This is a genomic window from Paenibacillus sp. Cedars, assembly GCF_003184205.1.
Taxonomy (GTDB): domain Bacteria; phylum Bacillota; class Bacilli; order Paenibacillales; family Paenibacillaceae; genus Paenibacillus_AQ; species Paenibacillus_AQ glucanolyticus.
The window spans coordinates 1,517,881-1,536,676 of sequence record NZ_CP020866.1; the positions used below are offsets into that span (position 1 = coordinate 1,517,881).

Here is an 18,796-nt window from a genome sequence, read left to right on the forward strand (position 1 = left end):
AAAGCCGACACAGGGGGTATGAGCATGTATAGCATTTTTCTCGTAGATGACGAAGAGCTGGAGCTAGAGATGATCCGAGATTATATTCGTTGGGAAGAGATGGGGATATATGTCGCCGGAACAGCCCTGAATGGCAGGGATGCTGCTGAGAAGATTGAAGTGATCCAGCCTGATATCGTGCTGACGGACGTCCAGATGCCTGTGATGAACGGACTTGATTTGGCTAAGCAGGTGAATGAGCAGTTCGACTGGATTCAGTTCGTATTCCTGACCGGACATGATGAATTCAATTATGTGAAGTCAGCTTTGAATGTGGGAGCGGTCGGCTATTTATTGAAGCCGCTGGATTTAAGTGAAATTGTAAGCGTTATCGATAAAGTGAAACAGCGCTGCGAGGAAGTACGGATGAAGAACCGTTCGATTCGCGTGACCAAATCCAATATTGTTAGAGAAATGATTTTTGAGAAGAACGAGGAACGCTTATTGAACCTGGCTGGCAGCTACCATAAGCTGTCCCGTGATTCGGAGCCGAAGACGCATACCCTTGCTCTGCTGAGTATTGATAGTCAAAGCGTCACACCATCGGGACTGTCCATGGAGGATGGCCTGGCACGACTTCAGACTTATATGGAGGAATGGCTTGCGGATAAAAAGCTGCTGGCTGACTTTGTTGTCTGCCGGGAAGGGGAGCTTGGCATCCTGATGGATGCTGCTTACCATTTGAGCCGGTTTACTTGGGAAGATGTGCTGAAGGAGATGCAGGGTACGCTCGGCTTTACGATGACGGCGGCTGTCAATGAAGAACCGGAGGAGCTGTCCCGCGTCCAGGATTTATACCGGGAGACGCGTTTCATGCTGGAGGAGATGTTCTACGTCGGGAACGGGAGAGTCATCTATGCCAAGGATGTGCAGCGGCAGCTGGGGAGCCGCCAAATTCCTCCTTTTCAAGTGGCCGCTTATTTCGAGGATATTCATCAGCTGGCATTGGAAGAGGCCGCGCAGAAGCTGCGGGAGTTCTTCAGTCGGCTGGTTAAACTTCGGATTACGAAATCGGAGGTGTGCGACTTTGCGATTGGCGTGGTGGAGCGCCTGCTGGAGCAGATCCATGAACCGATGACAGAGAGCCACAGGCGGGCAGAGCTCTACCAATCCATCTATCAATGTCGGACGATTATGGAAATCGAAGCGATTGTCTTGGAGTTTGCCCGGCATGCAATCGATACGCTGGAACACCGATTCATGGACAAAAATGCGAGACTGGTGCATCAGGTGAGAACGACCATCGATCAGACCTTTCATCAGGCCATTACCATCAACAGTTTGTCCGATCAGGTATATCTGTCTCCCAACTACTTGCGTTCCATCTTCAAAGAGAAAACCGGGATGACGATCCATGATTATTTAACGAGAATTCGCTTGAGCAAAGCCAAGGAGCTGCTGGCTGACGATTCCCTGAAAGTCCAGGATGTCGCTCAAAGGGTCGGTTACGAGAGCACGTCCTACTTCATTTCCTTATTCCTCAAGAGCCAAGGAGTCACGCCTAATGAATACCGAAAAAGCATATAGCCCACTCGGAAGGCTGGGCCGTATCGCGAGGTCCTTCCCACTCGGCCAGAAGCGCGCGTATTCCAATTGGCGGCTTCGGCACAAGTTCTTTTTTATCTTCCTGATCGTGATCATCCTGCCGTTCTCGCTATTGATCTATTACTCGTATTCCTCGACCCGCAGCACCATTACGGAGCATACCTATACCGCGCTCAACGGATCGCTGGCACAGATTAACACGAATGTGGAGAAGCGGCTGGAGTATTACAATCAACTGTCGAACATTCTCTACATGGATGCCCAGCTCCGTAATTACCTGTCTACCGATTATGAGCAGGCTTATTATTATCTGGATGCGTTCCAATATATCAACCGCACACTGCCGTCCCTGATGACGCTGAATGCCAACATTCTGGGCATTACGATTTATACGGGCAACCATACCCTCTATTCCGACGGTCAATATGTCAAATATACGGAGGAGCTAGCCCCATCGTTAGAGGAACAGGTGCTGGAGGCCGCGGGAAACACGGTGTATTTCCATTCCGAGGACTTCCGGGCCGAAGAGGCGTCAATCACCATTGCGCGTTCATTGAGTTATTTCAGTCTGCAGCATCCGTACGGCATTCTGACCATCGACATTAACGATAATGAATTTTACTCCCTGATCAAGATGGAGAACTATAACAAGAGCGTCTATATCATTGACGAAAATGGCAGCGTGATCAGCACGGGAGATCAGGAGCTGAAGTCGAACCAGCTGTTTGACGTATTTCCCATTCAGGAGAAACTGACGGAGGACGACGGTTATTTCGATATTCGAATACACGGGCAGGAACGCTTTTTTACATATAAAAAGCTGAGCAACGGCTGGTCCACGGTCATTACCGTGCCATATGACGAGCTGCTCGCCAATACAAACAAGGCGACCAGGAATATCATCTGGTATTCTGCCGTAGCGATTGGCATCGCGATCCTGCTGCTCTATTTTACGACCAAGTTCATGACCAAGCGCATCGAGGTGCTGCTGCAGCAGATTCGGAAGGTGGAGCGCGGGGATTTCCGGCTGTCGATCAAACCAATGGGGCATGACGAGATCGGCCAGGTCTCCTTTGCATTCAATAAGATGGCCTCTACCATTCAGACCTTGATCCATGACGGGTACGTGAAGGAGATAGCAAGGAAAGAGTCGGAACTGAACACCCTGCAGGCGCAGATCAATCCCCATTTTCTGTACAACACCCTGTCCTCGATATCTTCCCTAGCATTGAAGGAAGGGGCGGTGCAGGTATATCAGATGGTTAATTACTTGGCCAAGTATTACAGGGTATCGCTGAATAAGGGGAAGCGCATCATTCTGCTGGAACAGGAAATCAATCTGGTGAAGAACTATGTCGCGATTCAGAAAATACGGTTTCGGGACAAGCTGCATATGCATTATGACCTGGATGAGCAGCTGTTCGGGACCACGACCATCAAGCTCATTCTGCAGCCGTTCATTGAGAACTGCATCAATCATGCCATATGGGATGAGTCGGGGATCAATATCATTGTGAAGGTGAAGCGTGAGGGTGACGGCATTGTACTTCAGGTTATTGATGATGGCATCGGGATGACGCCGGAGCAGCTGGATCAAGCCCTGAATAAATCCGGCAATCTGTCCGGGTATGGCGTGAAAAATGTGGATGACCGGATCAAGCTCACCTACGGGGAGGAATATGGCGTCAGCATCTTCAGCCGACTCGGCATCGGAACGGCGGTCACCATTCGGATACCTGTAATCTCCGATAGGCATCCCGAATATCAACTGGACAGGCAGCAGCCCTTGTTGGAATGACAGACGTTTTGCATTATGAATTGTAAGATTGCGTTATAGAACAATGAACTCCCTGTTTTTACAATGATAGATATATTCGATCACATGAATATGACGACCTTAGAAAGGGGTTCAGGGTATGAAGAAACTAAAATTGATTCTGGCAGCAGCCCTTGTTATGACAACGCTTTCGGCTTGCGGCGGCAACCAGAAGGCGGCATCGGGCGGAGACAGCGGTACGAAAGGGGACAGCAGCGCACCCATTACGTTAACCTGGTTTGACCAAAACACGGGGGATGCCTTCACCAATCCGGTTGCGCAAGTGATTACGGAAAAGACGGGGGTCACCGTTGAAATCCAGCAGCCTACGGGCAATCCGGTAGAGAAGCTGAACCTGATGCTGGCCAGCGGCGATCTTCCCGATGTTATTTTGATGAGTCGTGGAAGCGATATCATGAACAAATATATTACCTCCGGTGCGGTCATTCCGCTGAATGATTTGATCGAAGAACACGGACCTAATATTCAGAAAATGTACGGCGATACGTTGACCAAAACGAGAAGCGAGGACGGCAACAATTATTATTTCTCCAATTGGTACGGCCTGGAACAGTACCCGGTGTTCGGATTCATGATGCGCAAGGACATCATGAAGGAGCTCGGCGTCGGCGATAAGATGGACAATGGGGAGCCGTTCACGGCGGAAGAATTCGAGGCATTGCTGGTGAAATTCAAAGAGAGCTATCCGGCCATCGACGGCAAAGAGAGCATTCCGATGTCACTTAATGGCGAGAATATCGGGAGCGTCAGCGGCAGCTTCAAAGGGATGTACGGCATGATGCCGTATTACGAAACGAACGGTGAGCTGAAGAAGGACATTCGCGATCCCCGCTACCTTGAAATGGTTAAATTCCTGAATTCCCTGTATCGCAAGGGGCTGCTCGATAAGGAATGGGCCACGATGAAGACCAAGCAATACGAGCAGAAGCTGGGCAACGGCAATGTGTTTGCTACAGCGGAAGCGCTGTGGAATGTGGGCAATGCGAATGCGCTGCTCAAAACCGAAGCCGCCGATAAGGCCACCGAGGACGAGCGCCAATTCTATCAATATAAAGTGCTGGCCCCGGGCGTGAAGCCGGAAGAGGCAACCTACGGACCGAAGAGCTCTCTGGGCTGGGACGGGGTCACGATCAGCCGCTCCAACAAGGATCCGGTCAGAACGATGAAGCTGCTGGATTTCCTCGCCAGCGAGGAAGGCCAGTACCTGCTGATGTGGGGGGTTGAGGGCGAGCATTGGGATATGAAGGACGGCAAGCATGTGCCAAGACAGGAAGTGCTGGATGCTTTCAAGAAGAACTGGGACGAGGCCTCCCGTACGACCGGTATCCGCAAGTGGACCTGGATGATCAAGAACGGTCCCGGCGAGGACGGCACCCCGTATGACCTGATGGGCCGTTACCAAACCGATCCGGTCACGGATCTGGCGATTAAGAATCTGGCGGACACGTCCTTTGATACGGCACCTTATGACAATTTGGGACCCGCAGGCGGAACGCCGGAGGCCATCATGGAGACGAAGGTGAACGACACGATCAATAAATATTTCCTGAAGATGGCCCTGTCGCCTTCCGAGGGTCAGGTGGTGGAGTCCTATAACCAGATGATGGCAGAGGTTGAGGCAGCTGGACTTGCCAAGCTGGAAAAGATCTATACGGACAACTACAACCAACGTCAACAATTATGGGATAAATAATCGTGCTGGGGGGAGTCAGAAGATGCTTCGTCTTTTGGCTCCCCTTTGCTCTATGATCCAACATCAATGCGCAGCGGAAGGATGATATTCAGTGACCATTCAATATCAAGAGCAGCATCGGGTCTTTGCCATTCAGACCCATCACAGCACTTATCTATTCGGGATTAACGACCAAGGCAGCTTGCAGCATCTGTATTGGGGACAGCCTGTCGGGGTGGAAGATGCGGCACGGCTGCTTCAGCCGAGATCACATAGCTCGTTCGACGCGGAAGTGCATTCGGAGGTAGAGGAATACGGCTTCTGGGGCGGAGTCAAATACAGCGAGCCCAGCCTGAAGGTCCGCATGTCTGACGGCGTGCGCGATCTGTCGGTTCGTTATGCCGGGCATGAAACGGTGGAGCGGGATGGCAGGCAAGCCCTGGTCATCACGATGAAGGACGACGTGTATCCGCTTGAGGTCCAACTGGAATACCGGGTAATCCCTGAACATGACCTCATCGAACGGACAGCCCGGATCGTGAACCGCGGCGAGACGGATATCGTTCTGGAAAATGTGCAGTCTGCCGCTTGGGTTATGCCGTATCTGGCGGATTACCGACTCACGTATGTGACGGGAAAATGGTCCGGGGAGTTCCAGCTTCGGAACACCTTCCTCAGTGAAGGGAAGAAGGTGCTGGAATCCCGCAGAGGCTTTACGGATAGCCATGCCAACCCGTGGTTTGCGATGGATAACGGACAGGCGACGGAATCGGAGGGGCAGGTCTGGTTCGGCGCGCTAGCCTGGAGCGGGAACTGGAGAATCACGGCGGAGCGGACGGTGTTCGATCATGTTCGGGTGACCGGAGGCATTCATGATTTTGACAGCGAGTGGGTACTCGGAGCAGGCGAAACCTTTGATACCCCTTGCTTCGTTGGAGGGTACAGCAGCGGCGGCTTCGGCGGGATGAGCCGACAGCTGCATCGGTACCAGTATTCGGACGTGCTGCCGAGTGGTGAAACCAGGCCTGTGCTGTACAACTCCTGGGAAGCGACGTATTTCGATGTGAACGCCACCGATCAGATGGCCCTCGCCGAGCGAGCGGCACACATGGGCGTTGAACTGTTTGTTGTGGATGACGGCTGGTTCGGGCAGAGGAATCACGACCGAGCGGGGCTGGGCGATTGGTACGTGAACCGGGAGAAATTCCCGAACGGCCTGAGCGAGCTGATCGACAAGGTACATGAGCTCGGAATGGAATTCGGGATCTGGGTGGAGCCCGAGGCCGTCAATCCGGACAGCGATCTGTACCGTGAGCACCCGGATTGGGTGTACCATTTCGCAACACGGGAGCGGTCCGAGCTTCGCAATCAGCTGCTGCTGAACATTTCTAAGACGGAGGTTAAGGCGTACATTCTGCAGTTTATGACCGACCTGCTGGAGAAGCATGACATCAAGTTCATTAAATGGGATATGAACCGGACGGTGACGGAGCCCGGAATGAAGGATCATCCGCTGCACCGCCAGAAGGAGATTTGGATTCGCCACGTACAGAGTCTGTACGAGATCTGGGCGGAGCTGCGGCGCAAATTCCCGCATGTGGCGTTTGAGACCTGTGCCGGAGGCGGAGCGCGCATTGATCTTGGCATCTTCCGTTATGCGGACCAGGCTTGGCCGAGCGATAACACCGATGCTTTTGACCGTCTCAGCATTCAAGAAGGCTTCTCGTATACGTATGCGCCGCGGATGATGACCTGCTGGGTAACCGAGTCGCCGACCGGCATGAACAAGAGAGAAGTATCTCTTAAGTACCGCTTCCACAGCGCCATGATGGGGACACTCGGTATCGGCGCAAACCTCAATGAATGGAGCGATGAGCTGATGGAACAGTCGGCCGCGTATGTCTCGCAGTATAAATCGATTCGTCATTTGGTCCAATTCGGCAGCCAGTATCGGTTGTCCTCGCTTCAGCATAAAGGGGTAACGGCCGTACAATATGGCAGTGAGGATGGAAGCGACAATGTGCTGTTTGCGTTCCTGCACAGCCAGAAGCTGGGCGAACCGCTGCCAAGATTGCGGCTTACAGGGCTGCAAGCCGATCAGTCGTATGCTATTGAGGGAGTGGAGGGCGAGTGGAGCGGCAGGGCGCTGATGAACATCGGAATTGAGCTGCCCTTGCGCGGGGATTTTGCCAGCTTGGTTTATCGGATACAGATTCAAGAATAGATGCTGTCTACCGGAACGGAAACGCCGTGTTGTCTTATAGACGATGCGGCGTTTTTTTGGCGTTGGCTTCTACGCTAACGGCAATGTTATCGTCGCTAGCCCTCTACTGTATATTCCATATCCTTCACTACATCGGATTGGCCGTCAAGCATGACAACGGTCCAAACATTCTTCACCTCGGAATAATGAATCGATTTAACAAACGGCAATCCGATCGTGTTAAAGTGGTCCAATGTCCTGATAATGACTTCTTGCTGAGTGAGTCGGGATGCTTCAGGCTGTTCGGTTTTGATGATATCTATGTTCTTAGCTGAAGCTTGGGCAGGATAGGAGGTTTCGATGCCGCCATCGAGTTCAATGGAAACTTTTTGACCTAACGCTATATTTTTCTTGGTTCTTATCCAAATCGCGTCATTTAATTCGGATTGTTCATCGTAATGGGTTACCAAGATCCTGTTCTCTTCTTGTTGAACGACATACCCGATATACTCAGGCTCAGGTTGATCCGCGCTATCACTGTTATTACTGCAACCACAGATAAGGATAGCCAATATCATGAAGACAAGCAGAGATTTGTTCATCGCTTTTTCCTCCTGAAAATAGTAAGGGCTAGTAGACGTGGTAAAGATTGAATCGGGCGGCGACGAGATTACCCCTTCCGGGTATCCCGATAATCGGAAGGGGACTTGCCCATGATTTTTTTGAACAGCCGCGAGAAGTAGTACGGGTCCTGGAACCCGAGCCGGTGGCTGATCTCCTTGATGCTCTGGCCGGTCAGGTCCAGATGCTGGCAAGCGAGCTGGATCTTGAGGCGCAGGTAGTAATCGATCGGGGAATAACCCGTCGCTTCCTTGAATCGGAAGGTGAAGTGAGGGACGGACAGATTGGCGTAAGCCGCAAGCTCCTTCAGGCTCACATTGCGCTCCAGATGCTCTGTCATGAAGCGCAGCGTCTCGTCCAGATCGTGCTTGTGCGGCGGTTGAAGGCCATGCTGGGGCTGAAGCCGGGCAAGCCGGATGATAGCCGCCAGGTGGCCCGCCAATTGCGAGACATGGATAATATGGTTCAGCGTATACCCCTTTTGCAGCAGATCATAACTCTCCTGGAACAGCTCCACCATTCGCCGCGATTGATCGACCGGAATGACCGCCGGTTCCGCGGCGTCGCTGAAGCCTTCGTAATAATCGCCCGCAGATTGCCCTTTCATATGCCACCAGTAAATACTCCAGGGCTGCTGCTCCGACGAAGCATACGCATGCGGAGTACCCGGCGGAATGACAACCACCTGGCCCTTGAGAAGCCGGAACGCTTTATGGCCGTTCATCCGGCACCAGCCTTCTCCTTCCACGCAATACATAACGATGTAAGCCGCGCTGCCTTCCGGACGCTCCCGATAGTGATGAAGCGCACGCGGGAAATATCCAATGTCCGTCACATGCAGAGGCTGAACAAGCGGATGCCGGGCAGCTTCTTGCATAATATGATCCGGCAGGACGATAATTTTCTGGGATTGAAATCCGTCTGATTTTCGTAAATTATCCATAGTTATACTATGATTCGGGGGCTGGTGTTTGTCAACCGTGTGGAATATGAACAATCAGAATATAATCCATCATGAACATGAGATCGTCAATGGCTCTTGTGAACTCGGACTACTAAGATAGAAACAGAAGCAGCCGAGTTTACGAAATCGAAAGGGATGATGATCATGACACAGCCATCGCAAGTAAGGGTATGGGAGCAGACGGTGGAAATCCCCACGTATGAGGTGGGCAAGCCGGACCGCAACCCCATGTTTCTGGAGAAACGGGTATATCAGGGGAGCTCGGGGAGAGTATATCCGCTGCCTGTCATTGATAAAATTCACGATGAGAAGGTGCCCAAGTCTTACCGAATCATTTTCCTGGAAAATGATTATGTCCAGATTCAAATCATGCCCGAGATTGGCGGCCGGATTTACCGGGCCATCGACAAAACCAACAACTATGATTTTGTGTACTACAATCAAGTGATCAAACCGGCTTTAGTTGGACTTGCCGGCCCCTGGATATCCGGGGGGATCGAATTCAACTGGCCTCAGCATCACCGTCCGAACACCTATGGGGAAGTGAATTGGAGGCTGGAAGGGAATCCAGACGGCAGCCAAACGGTATGGGTCGGCGAGATCGATCGAATGTACGGAACGAAGGTGTCCACCGGGTTCACGCTCTATCCGGGGAAGGCTTATCTGGAAATTCATGCGCAGATGTATAATCGCACCTCGGAGCCGCAGACCTTTCTCTGGTGGGCGAATCCGGCCGTGGCCGTCAACGATCACACCCAGTCCGTATTCCCGCCGGATGTTCATGCGGTGTTCGACCATGGGAAACGGGATGTGTCGAAGTTCCCGATTGCGACGGGCACCTACTATAAGCAGGACTATTCCGCAGGCGTGGACATTTCCAAGTACCGCAACATCCCGGTACCTACTTCCTATATGGCCTATCATTCGGATTACAATTTCGTGGGCGGGTATGATCATAGCTTGGATGCGGGAATTCTGCATGTCGCCAATAAACATATCTCCCCCGGCAAAAAACAGTGGACGTGGGGTCACGGCGAGTTCGGCCAAGCCTGGGACCGCAATCTGACCGACGAAGACGGTCCGTACATCGAGCTTATGACCGGCGTATACACCGACAACCAGCCGGATTTCACCTGGCTCGCGCCTTACGAGGAGAAGAGCTTCAAGCAGTACTTCATGCCGTATAAAAACATCGGCATGGTGAAGAATGCTTCTATCGATGCGGCTGTTAACCTGGAAGTCCAGGGCAAGCAGGCGGTTGTACATGCTTATGCCACCTCGGTCAGGGAAGAGGCTCGCATTCTATTGACGGGAGGGGGACAGACGTATTTGGACCGTAAGGTCAAGCTGTCCCCTGCCGATACCTTCAAGAGCGTGATCGAGCTGGATCACGATGTGAATGAAGAGAATTTGAGGCTTGCGGTTATTGCTGCGGACGGCAGCGAATTGGTGTCCTACCGACCGAAGCCGCGCGGATTGGAGCGAACTCCGGACCCGGCCCAAGCGATTGGTGCACCGGAGGGATTGAAGAATACCGAGGCCCTTTACTTGGCAGGGCAGCATCTGGAACAGTACCGGCACGCCACTTATGAGCCGGAAGCCTACTATATGGAAGGACTTCGGCGCGATGCGGGGGATGTGAGGCTGAACAACGCCTACGGATTGCTGCTGCTGCGCAGGGGCTGCCTGGAGCAGGGTGAAGCCTATTTCAAAAAAGCCATCGAGACCCTGACTCGCCATAACGCACGTCCGTATGACAGCGAGCCGTTCTACCATTTGGCTAAAGCCCTGAAATGGCAGGGGCGTCTTGATGAAGCATACGCCTATTTCTACAAGTCTGTCTGGTCGGGAGCCTGGCAGGGTGCGGGTTATCTGGCATTGGCTCAGATTGCCTGCGAGAAGCAGGAGTATGAGGAGGCGTTCGAGCTGATCGAACGATCCCTGGCTGCCCAGTACCGGAATTACAAAGCGCGCCATCTCAAGAGCATCATCCTAAGAAGGCTGGGACGCTTGAGCGAAGCGGAATTGTGGCTTCAGGAAACCATCAAGCTGGATCCGATGGATGCGGGTGCGAGGAATGAGCTGGTAAATGTATATCGAGAACAGAAGCAAGAGGATACCAGTCAGCGTACTTTGGAGTCGCTTCTACATCTTATGCGTGGCGATCCGCACCACTATATCGCCCTTGCCCAGGATTATGCGGATGCGGGGCAGTATGGCGATGCCTTGGACATTCTCAAATTTATCGAACGCCGTACCAGTCCTGCGGTATATCCGATGGTTCATTATTATCAGGGCAGCTACCACATGAAAATGAACCAAGAGGAAGAGGCATCCGCCTCTTATCGAATGGCCTCTGCGGCCGATCCGTCCTACTGCTTCCCGAATTCCCTATATGACTATGTAACATTGAAGCAAGCGCTCAAGGTTCATCCTGATGATGCCAAGGCGTTGTATTACCTAGGGAATCTGCTGTATGACAAGAAGCGCTACGAGGAAGCCGTAAGCAGTTGGGAAGCGTCAGTTGCTCTGGATGACAGCTTCCCTACGCCGCAGCGGAATCTGGCGCTGGCTTACTATAACAAAAGGCAGGACCACGCCCAGGCGCTGGCATCCTTGCAAACCGCGTTCTCGCTGAACCCGGCGGATGCCAGAGTCTTCTACGAGCTGGACCAGTTGTATAAGAAGTTAGGGCATGCCCCGGCTGATCGCTTGAAGGCGATGGAGGAGCACATGGAGCTGGTAGAGCTGCGCGACGATTTATATCTGGAGTATATTACGCTGCACAACACGTTGAATCGTTACGAGGAGGCATTGGCATTGATTCTGAAACGTCACTTCCATCCATGGGAGGGCGGTGAGGGTAAGGTGCCGACGCAATACGTACTGGCTCGGGTAGAGCTCGCGAAGGGCCTGTTGATGGAGCATCGATATGAGGAAGCCGTGACGCATTTGCTTGCAGCCAAGCAGTATCCGCTCAACATCAATGAAGGCAAACTCACGGGCGCGCAAGAGAATAACATCGACTATTATTTAGGCTGTGCGTACGAAGGTATTGGCCGACCGGAAGAGGCGAAGATATACTTCCAGCGAGCATCCGAAGGGCTGGATGAACTGACAAGTGCGATGTATTATAACGATCAGCCGCCGCACATGATTTTTTATCAAGGGGCTGCGCTAAGACAGCTGGGCAGAGAGCTTGAGGCGCGGAGTCGCTTCAACAAGCTGATTGATTACGGGGAGAAGCATATATTCGAGCCGCAGAGCATCGATTATTTTGCGGTATCGCTGCCGGATTTCCTCGTGTTTGACGAGGATCTGAACAGAAGAAACGAGATTCACTGCCATTATATGATGGGCCTTGGCTATCTCGGCCTAAATAAACGGCAGGATGCTGAGAAGCACTTGGGGCAGGCGCTCAAGCTGGAGCCTCATCATCAAGGAGCGGCGCAACACTTGGCGCTGTGCTCGGCTTCCATCTAATTGTGTTCGGACGCCCTCCAGGTGTGCCCGTGCTACTCGCCATGTGTGCGAAGGGACAATACGCAAAGATGTACAAAATCAAGGACCGTATGGTATACGGTCCTTGAGCATTTGTGTTGTATTTTTCAAAGGTTATATGGAAGGAACGAAGGAGGATGACCATGTTGATCTGGAGCCAAGGGAAGCTGGATGGATATGAGGTATGGACAGGAAGCACTGGGGTTATGGAACTGGTTATGGTGCCTGAACTGGGAAGCAGGGTAATCTCGCTCCGCAATTGCAGAACCGGACGGGAGTGGTTGACGCAGCCAGCCGGAAAGCTGGAAGCGAACGAATATGCAAGCTCCTTCGGAGATCGGGACGGCAGCGGCTGGGATGAGATGTTTCCGACGATCAATACATGCCGGTACCCTGCATTCCCATGGAAGGGAACTGAGCTCCCGGATCACGGTGAGGTATGGTCCATCCCGTGGACGGTTCACTGCGAGCAAGAGCAGCTTCATTGCAGCGTACAGGGGATCCGAATGCCTTACCAACTGCGCAAAAGATATTCCTTCCCCCGCGAGGACTGCTTGCGGATCGATTATGAAGTCTGCAATCCGAGCCGCTTTCCGTTCTCTTTCTTATGGGCGGCCCATCCGCTATTTCAGATTGAAGAGGGGATGGAGATGATGGTTCCCGAAGAGCTGACCGAGATGATTGTATCGTATTCCGCCCAAGACCGATTGGGCATAACCGGCGATGTCCTGAAATGGCCGCAGCCACTGGAGGAGAGAGTGGATATCCGCTTGGATCGAACCTGCAGCCGGCATGAGCAATCAGCAGAGAAATATTATTTTGTGGGAGAGCTGCCCGAGGGCAAGGTTTCACTCTATGATCCCCGGACTGAAGAAGGCATCCGCTTGATGTTCCCTCCAGAGAAGGTGCCGTACTTATCGGTGTGGGCGAACTATGGCGGTTACCAAGGGCAGTATCATCTGGCGATTGAGCCTGCTACGGGGCTGCTTGACGACCTTTCGTATGCGATGGGTCATCAGGCGGCAGCGGAGGTACCGGCGGGCGGCACGTATACGTGGTATCTTGAGATTTGCTGGATATGATGGCTGAAGAAATAGGATATCTTGCTCTTGAGTGAGGATGCTTTCACGATTTCATTCGTAAGATAATTCACGGATTCGTTGATTGGGGTTATCGGTATATAAGCCGCCATGATAACAGATCACGTTATGAATATCATAGTGAGTGAGCTTCTGTAAGGAAAGCTTGGCTAACGCCAAGTCAGAACTGGCTGCCGGGTCCGGTCCCAGCAGCTGACCGTCTCTAACGTTCATTGCGTCTGCGGCAATCAAGGTTTTGCTCGGTCGGTGATACAAGCTGGTATGACCTGGGGTGTGACCCGGAGTGTGAATAACTATGATGCCGCCACCTAGCGGAAGTTCCTCGCCATCGTGCAGGATACTGTTCACTTCCGCTTGGGGAGGGTTCTCAAGAGTATGCCTAAAAGCGTTCTTCCACTCCGGCGGAACGGCGGCAGGAAGCGAAGCCAGCGCTTGTGTTATGGACTCAGGAGATAATTTGACAAGTCTCTTGTCCCCTTCGATGTAAGGCTTCTCTATTTCGCTGGCGAACACTTCAGGTGTGCGGTTGCTGTTACGAATTACATCCGGCAAACTGCCGATATGATCCAGATCCTGGTGTGATATAATGATTTTGGTTATATCCTGAACGGATACTCCGCAGCTCGATAGCTGCTCCTGAATAAGCGCGAACTGTCCGGGATAGCCGGTATCGATGAGAACCAGATTCTGATGATCCCATATCAATGTCGGATGGATCGTTTCGATTCTTCCCATCATCGCGGCGGAAATTTCCAGCATTTTGATGCCTTGATTGATTAGCATATCTACATACCTCCACTATTAAGGGATATCACCTATCCCTATTTCATCTTCCAGAGAAGTTTAAGCAGAAGTAGAATATCAAATCAATATAATTGTGTAAATAGTAAATATCTTATCATAACATATATAAATTAATTTGTCAATATTTATTTCGTGATTGCTTTCAGAATGGGGAGTTTGTTGGATGCTTGTTTCCATATTTAAATTACTAGTAATAACTTCGCCTATTTTAATATCGGGGATAATAGAATACGCGATGTCCAAAGAAAGTGAGAAACGAATGTTAAGTTTTATCATAAAGGCGTACGTGGATGGCTTGAAAATACTTGGTAAACCGCTAGTGTACGTTTTACAAAAAACAGAACTGCTGCTCAATCGGAAGGAAATGATCCGTTTTTCTCTTGTTGTGCTTGCAATCTTATTCTTTATCGGCGTGTTCAGAGTTGTAGAGGGGTTAAACTCAGGAATTGACCTTACGATATTAGCTGAAGGTCTGACGATTTGTTCTGCCGCGATCAGCTTTATGCTTGTATTGGATAGCGCTAAACGAAATAAGGAAACGAAGAAACAAAATGAAGACTTGATGCTTCGAAATACGGAGCTTCTGGAGGAAATCCAACAAATGCTAAAGGATCGTAACCATGCTGGGTAGCGCAATAAGGCTGTATCAGTCATTTATCACCCCCATTGCGTCACTTAACCTAACATCATTTAACTATTGAGGAATATGTAATTGCTGGTATAATCCTTGAAAAGAGAAACGCGGCGACCAAGCGAATAAAAAGGGGGAGGAACAGCAATGAACACGACGATTGAACTGAATAATGTAACCTGGAGACGGGAACAGAAGACCGTTCTTACAGGCGTGGATTGGACGGTACAGCAAGGAGAGCATTGGGCGGTTCTTGGGCTGAATGGCTCCGGCAAGACAACGATTTTGAATATGATTAACGGGTACATCTGGCCGACTAGCGGGACTGTTTCGGTGCTCGGGAATCTTTTTGGCAGAGTGGATTTAAGAGAATTGCGTAAATCGATAGGCTGGGTTAGCTCCTCTCTGCAAGAAAGAATCCGGCCCAGCGAGTCTACGCTCGATGTCGTGATTAGCGGTAAACATGCATCGATCGGTTTATACCAGAAGGTTGATGAAGCGGACCGGGAACAAGCGGAGCAGCTGATGAAGGATTTTAATTGCATCCATTTGCTGGGCCGTACCTATGAAACCTGTTCGCAAGGGGAGAAGCAGAAGCTGCTGATCGCCCGTGCGCTTATGGCATCCCCAAGACTGCTGATTCTGGACGAGGCCTGCAACGGACTTGATTTTCTGTCGAGGGAAGCGCTGCTGTCGAGTATCACTGCACTGGCATCAAAACCCGATGCACCGACTTTGCTGTTCGTTACGCATCATATTGAAGAGATTCTGCCGATTTTCTCGCACTCCTTGCTCATTCGCCGGGGCAGTGTATTTGGCAAGGGGCCTTCCAAGGATATGCTGACAAGCGACAATCTGACTTCGTTCTTCGAGACACCGGTAGAGGTGAGCTGGCAGAATGATCGTGCCTGGATGTCCATTCCGGATTTAAAATAAAGAGGTGTTGAGCACGCTGCGATATTCATGACCAGGGGGAGTGGATGGGGTGCCAAGTCAAATCATATCGGATCCAAGGCTGTTCAATCAGCGGATAACAGGCACGAAGTATGAGAGTCCGGAGGCAGCAGTCAGAGGACTCGGGGCTGTGCAGGCACAGGATTATCATCAGGCAGTGTGGGGGATCGGGCTGCGTACGCAATCTGCGAGGCTGTATGATGTGGAGCAGGCGGTGCTGGATCGCAAGATTGTGCTGACCTGGCCGATGCGCGGGACGATATTCTTCGTACCGGCTGAGGATGTTAAATGGATGGTGAAGCTGACAGAATCGCGCCTGTATTCCAATGACCAGAAAAAACAAACGGAGCTTGATCTGGATGCAGCCACCATGAACAAATGTAAAAATGTCCTGTATGAAGCCATGAAGGACTGCACGCCCGTCTCCCGTCCCAGATTGATGGAGCTGCTGGAGGAAGCGGGAATCAGCACAAAGAATGGCCGCGGCTATTATATTCTTGGATATTTGGGGCGAAGCGGCATGATCTGCTTCGGCCCGCTTGAAGGCAAACAGCAAACCTTCGTGCTGCTGGACGAATGGGTACGCAATTCCAGAGAGCTTACATACGAAGAAGCATTGGTGGAGCTTGCGCTTCGATATTTTACTGGTCATGGGCCTGCAATGATTCAGGATTTTGCATGGTGGAGCGGTCTGACGCTGACAGAAGCTAGACGGGGCCTGGATATGATTAAACCCGAGCTTCGATCTGTCCATGTGCATGGTACGGAATACTGGGTTTCAGCCTCTGGTCCGCCGGTGTCTGGGGATACCCATTCGGTTGTTCTGCTTCCGGGATTCGATGAATATTACTTGGGTTACAAAGACCGCAGCGCAATCATAGAGACCGAGCACGATCCCAAGATCGCCCCCCATCGCAACGGGGTTTTTCAACCGTTGATGGTCATAGGCGGGGAAATCGTCGGCGTGTGGAAGCGGGAGATCAAACGCAGCGGCATCGAAATCACATTAAACCCGTTCGCATCGATAGGCGATCTGGAAGGGAAGTTCATGGAAGCCGCCAAGGATTATAGCGATTTTATGGGACTGCCGCTTACAAGAACAGAACTGAATCAATCTCTCTAAGCTTGTTGGCTGAGAGGAGTTTTTAAGGAGGAAGAGAAAACATGGAATCGATATTGAAGCTGGACGAATTAATTGCTGACATGACGGAGATTGTAACCGCCACGAGCGAGATGGAATTTAATTTGAAACTCTCGCCTGATAAATGGTCCAAAAAGGAGATCCTGGGCCATTTATGCGACTCGGCGGTTCATAACCATGTTCGGTTCGTGAAAATTTTGCTGTCCGAGTATCCCATTGCCATTCAGGGGTACGCGCAGAACGACTGGGTTCAGGTGCACGATTACCAGAATCAGTATGATCCATCGGAAGTTTTGTCGCTGTGGCAGCACCTTAACCGGATGATTCTGCGTGTGATGCGAGCAGCCGAGACCTCCGATTTTCAAAAAAAGTGCGTGCTCCCGGACAAAACGGAGGTTACGCTGGAGTGGTTGTTTAACGATTATGTGGATCATCTGATTCATCATCTGGAACAAATCGAGGCATAACCGCAGCCGCGGGGTTAGCGTGCACATGATAAATGGAAGGTATCTTGTAAGTTCAGGCGCTGAATTTGCAGCCTTAGGATCTGTTGTTGTTAAGGTTTTGGATTTAGGCATGGAGCGATTGCCCGTTGTTCAATTGCACGAAGCATTTATTGCTCGACCTAAGAAGGCTGTCAACGTCTGTAATCGGACGGGGGCAGTCTGTTTCTATTGGATGCAAGCCTGGATTAAAAGACGAATTAAAGTTGCGTCCGTTAGACAACAGGGGTGATATGATGGAGTGAATGCCTAGGCATATGCTCCAGCGCTGCTGGATCTCGTCCCGTAACACGGGCAATGGCAAGGCTTGCGCATCATATTCAACCTGAAGGTGAGGGAGATAAACTCATGACAGTAAAGATCGGTATGATTGGTTTGGATACATCGCATGTCTCCATTTTCTCGAAAATGCTGTTTGACACAAACCATCCATATTACGTTCCCGGCGCACGGATAACGGCAGCTTTTCCCGGCGGGTCACCGGACTTTGAGCTTAGCATGAGCCGGGTGGAGGGATATACGAAGGAACTCGCTGCATGGGGAACCGAAATATTGGATCGTCCGGAAGACGTGGCAAAACAAGTCGATGCCGTGATGCTGGTAGCGGTTGACGGAAGGACGCATTTATCCTTGTTTCGTGCGATTGCTCCGTATTGCCGACGGGTGTTTATTGACAAACCGTTTGCGGTGACAAGTAAGGATGCCAAGGAAATGATCGAACTGGCCGAGCGGTTTCAGGTGACGGTGATGAGCAGTTCGTCCCTTCGGTATGCCCAAGGGCTTCAGGATGAACTGGCCCGTTGCGGGGAAGGGGATATCATCGGGGTAGATTGCGCGGGACCGCTTCCCCTTCAGCCCACACAGCCAGGATTGTTCTGGTATGGCATTCACGCGGCTGAGATGCTGTACAGAGTTCTCGGTACAGGGTGCGAAAGTGTACATACAGCTGCAACGGAGTTCCATGACGTATTAACAGCAGTTTGGAAAGATGGGAGAATCGGGACGATTCGTGGCAATCGTGCAGGCAATGATCGCTTCGGGATCACCATTCATCGTACAGAGGGCAGCAGTTTTGTGGACATCATGGAGCATCCCAAACCGTATTACGCGAGTCTGTTGGACCAGATCATGCAGATGTTCACGACAGGTGTATCGGGTGTTCCCTTATCTGAAACTCTGGAGATCATTCGTTTTCTGGAGGCGGCGAATGTCTCCCGCGAAACCGGAGAAACGGTGAGGCTGGATGGTTATAACATGGCGTAACATAGGCATGACATATGT

14 protein-coding genes are annotated in these 18,796 nt (G+C 51.3%); 11 read left to right on the forward strand and 3 right to left on the reverse strand.

Going from position 1 to position 18,796, the window contains the following annotated elements; all coding sequences use genetic code 11:
• Positions 1–24 precede the first annotated feature (24 nt).
• From B9D94_RS08680 to B9D94_RS08695, 4 genes are all read left to right on the forward strand, one after another.
• Positions 25–1,566, forward strand: coding sequence for a response regulator (locus B9D94_RS08680; protein WP_148246839.1), 1,542 nt, complete (start codon positions 25–27; stop codon positions 1,564–1,566).
• Positions 1,544–3,382, forward strand: coding sequence for a cache domain-containing sensor histidine kinase (locus B9D94_RS08685; protein WP_148246840.1), 1,839 nt, complete (start codon positions 1,544–1,546; stop codon positions 3,380–3,382). The genes B9D94_RS08680 and B9D94_RS08685 overlap by 23 nt, the downstream gene beginning before the upstream one ends.
• 118 nt (positions 3,383–3,500) lie before the next feature.
• Positions 3,501–5,114 (forward strand): ABC transporter substrate-binding protein, encoded by a 1,614-nt coding sequence (locus B9D94_RS08690; RefSeq protein WP_148246841.1) that lies wholly within the window; start codon positions 3,501–3,503, stop codon positions 5,112–5,114.
• A 91-nt stretch (positions 5,115–5,205) separates the two neighbouring features.
• On the forward strand, positions 5,206–7,317 hold the full coding sequence (locus tag B9D94_RS08695; RefSeq protein WP_148246842.1) for an alpha-galactosidase: 2,112 nt from the start codon (positions 5,206–5,208) through the stop codon (positions 7,315–7,317).
• A gap of 95 nt (positions 7,318–7,412) precedes the next feature.
• Here B9D94_RS08695 and B9D94_RS08700 read toward each other — a convergent pair whose 3' ends face one another.
• Both B9D94_RS08700 and B9D94_RS08705 read right to left on the reverse strand, forming a co-directional pair.
• Complete coding sequence (locus tag B9D94_RS08700) at positions 7,413–7,898, reverse strand: DUF3221 domain-containing protein (RefSeq protein WP_148246843.1); 486 nt, start codon at positions 7,896–7,898, stop codon at positions 7,413–7,415.
• A gap of 68 nt (positions 7,899–7,966) precedes the next feature.
• Positions 7,967–8,860 carry an AraC family transcriptional regulator gene (locus tag B9D94_RS08705; protein ID WP_148246844.1) on the reverse strand — a complete coding sequence of 298 codons (894 nt, stop codon included), beginning with the start codon at positions 8,858–8,860 and terminating at the stop codon, positions 7,967–7,969.
• 165 nt (positions 8,861–9,025) lie between these two features.
• Between B9D94_RS08705 and B9D94_RS08710 the strand changes: the two genes are divergently transcribed.
• Positions 9,026–12,364, forward strand: coding sequence for a DUF5107 domain-containing protein (locus tag B9D94_RS08710; RefSeq protein ID WP_148246845.1), 3,339 nt, complete (start codon positions 9,026–9,028; stop codon positions 12,362–12,364).
• Positions 12,365–12,525: 161 nt separating this feature from the next.
• A complete protein-coding gene (locus tag B9D94_RS08715; RefSeq protein WP_148246846.1) occupies positions 12,526–13,464 on the forward strand; it encodes an aldose epimerase family protein in 939 nt (312 codons plus the stop codon).
• Between the two features lie 51 nt (positions 13,465–13,515).
• Here the strand turns inward: B9D94_RS08715 and B9D94_RS08720 are convergent, their stop codons facing one another.
• Complete coding sequence (locus B9D94_RS08720) at positions 13,516–14,265, reverse strand: MBL fold metallo-hydrolase (protein WP_036641779.1); 750 nt, start codon at positions 14,263–14,265, stop codon at positions 13,516–13,518.
• Positions 14,266–14,449: 184 nt separating this feature from the next.
• On the opposite strand from B9D94_RS08720, the gene B9D94_RS08725 reads away from it, so the two are divergent.
• From B9D94_RS08725 to B9D94_RS08745, 5 genes are all read left to right on the forward strand, one after another.
• On the forward strand, positions 14,450–14,917 hold the full coding sequence (locus B9D94_RS08725) for a hypothetical protein (RefSeq protein WP_036641781.1): 468 nt from the start codon (positions 14,450–14,452) through the stop codon (positions 14,915–14,917).
• Between the two features lie 147 nt (positions 14,918–15,064).
• Positions 15,065–15,853 carry an ABC transporter ATP-binding protein gene (locus B9D94_RS08730; RefSeq protein ID WP_006211546.1) on the forward strand — a complete coding sequence of 263 codons (789 nt, stop codon included), beginning with the start codon at positions 15,065–15,067 and terminating at the stop codon, positions 15,851–15,853.
• 49 nt (positions 15,854–15,902) lie between these two features.
• A complete protein-coding gene (locus B9D94_RS08735; protein WP_148246847.1) occupies positions 15,903–16,994 on the forward strand; it encodes a winged helix DNA-binding domain-containing protein in 1,092 nt (363 codons plus the stop codon).
• A gap of 41 nt (positions 16,995–17,035) precedes the next feature.
• Entirely contained in the window at positions 17,036–17,479 is a 444-nt protein-coding gene (locus B9D94_RS08740) for a DinB family protein (protein ID WP_006211544.1), read from the forward strand.
• Between the two features lie 384 nt (positions 17,480–17,863).
• Positions 17,864–18,778: a Gfo/Idh/MocA family protein gene (locus B9D94_RS08745; RefSeq protein WP_148246848.1), complete on the forward strand. Its 915-nt coding sequence runs from the start codon at positions 17,864–17,866 to the stop codon at positions 18,776–18,778.
• Positions 18,779–18,796: the final 18 nt, after the last annotated feature.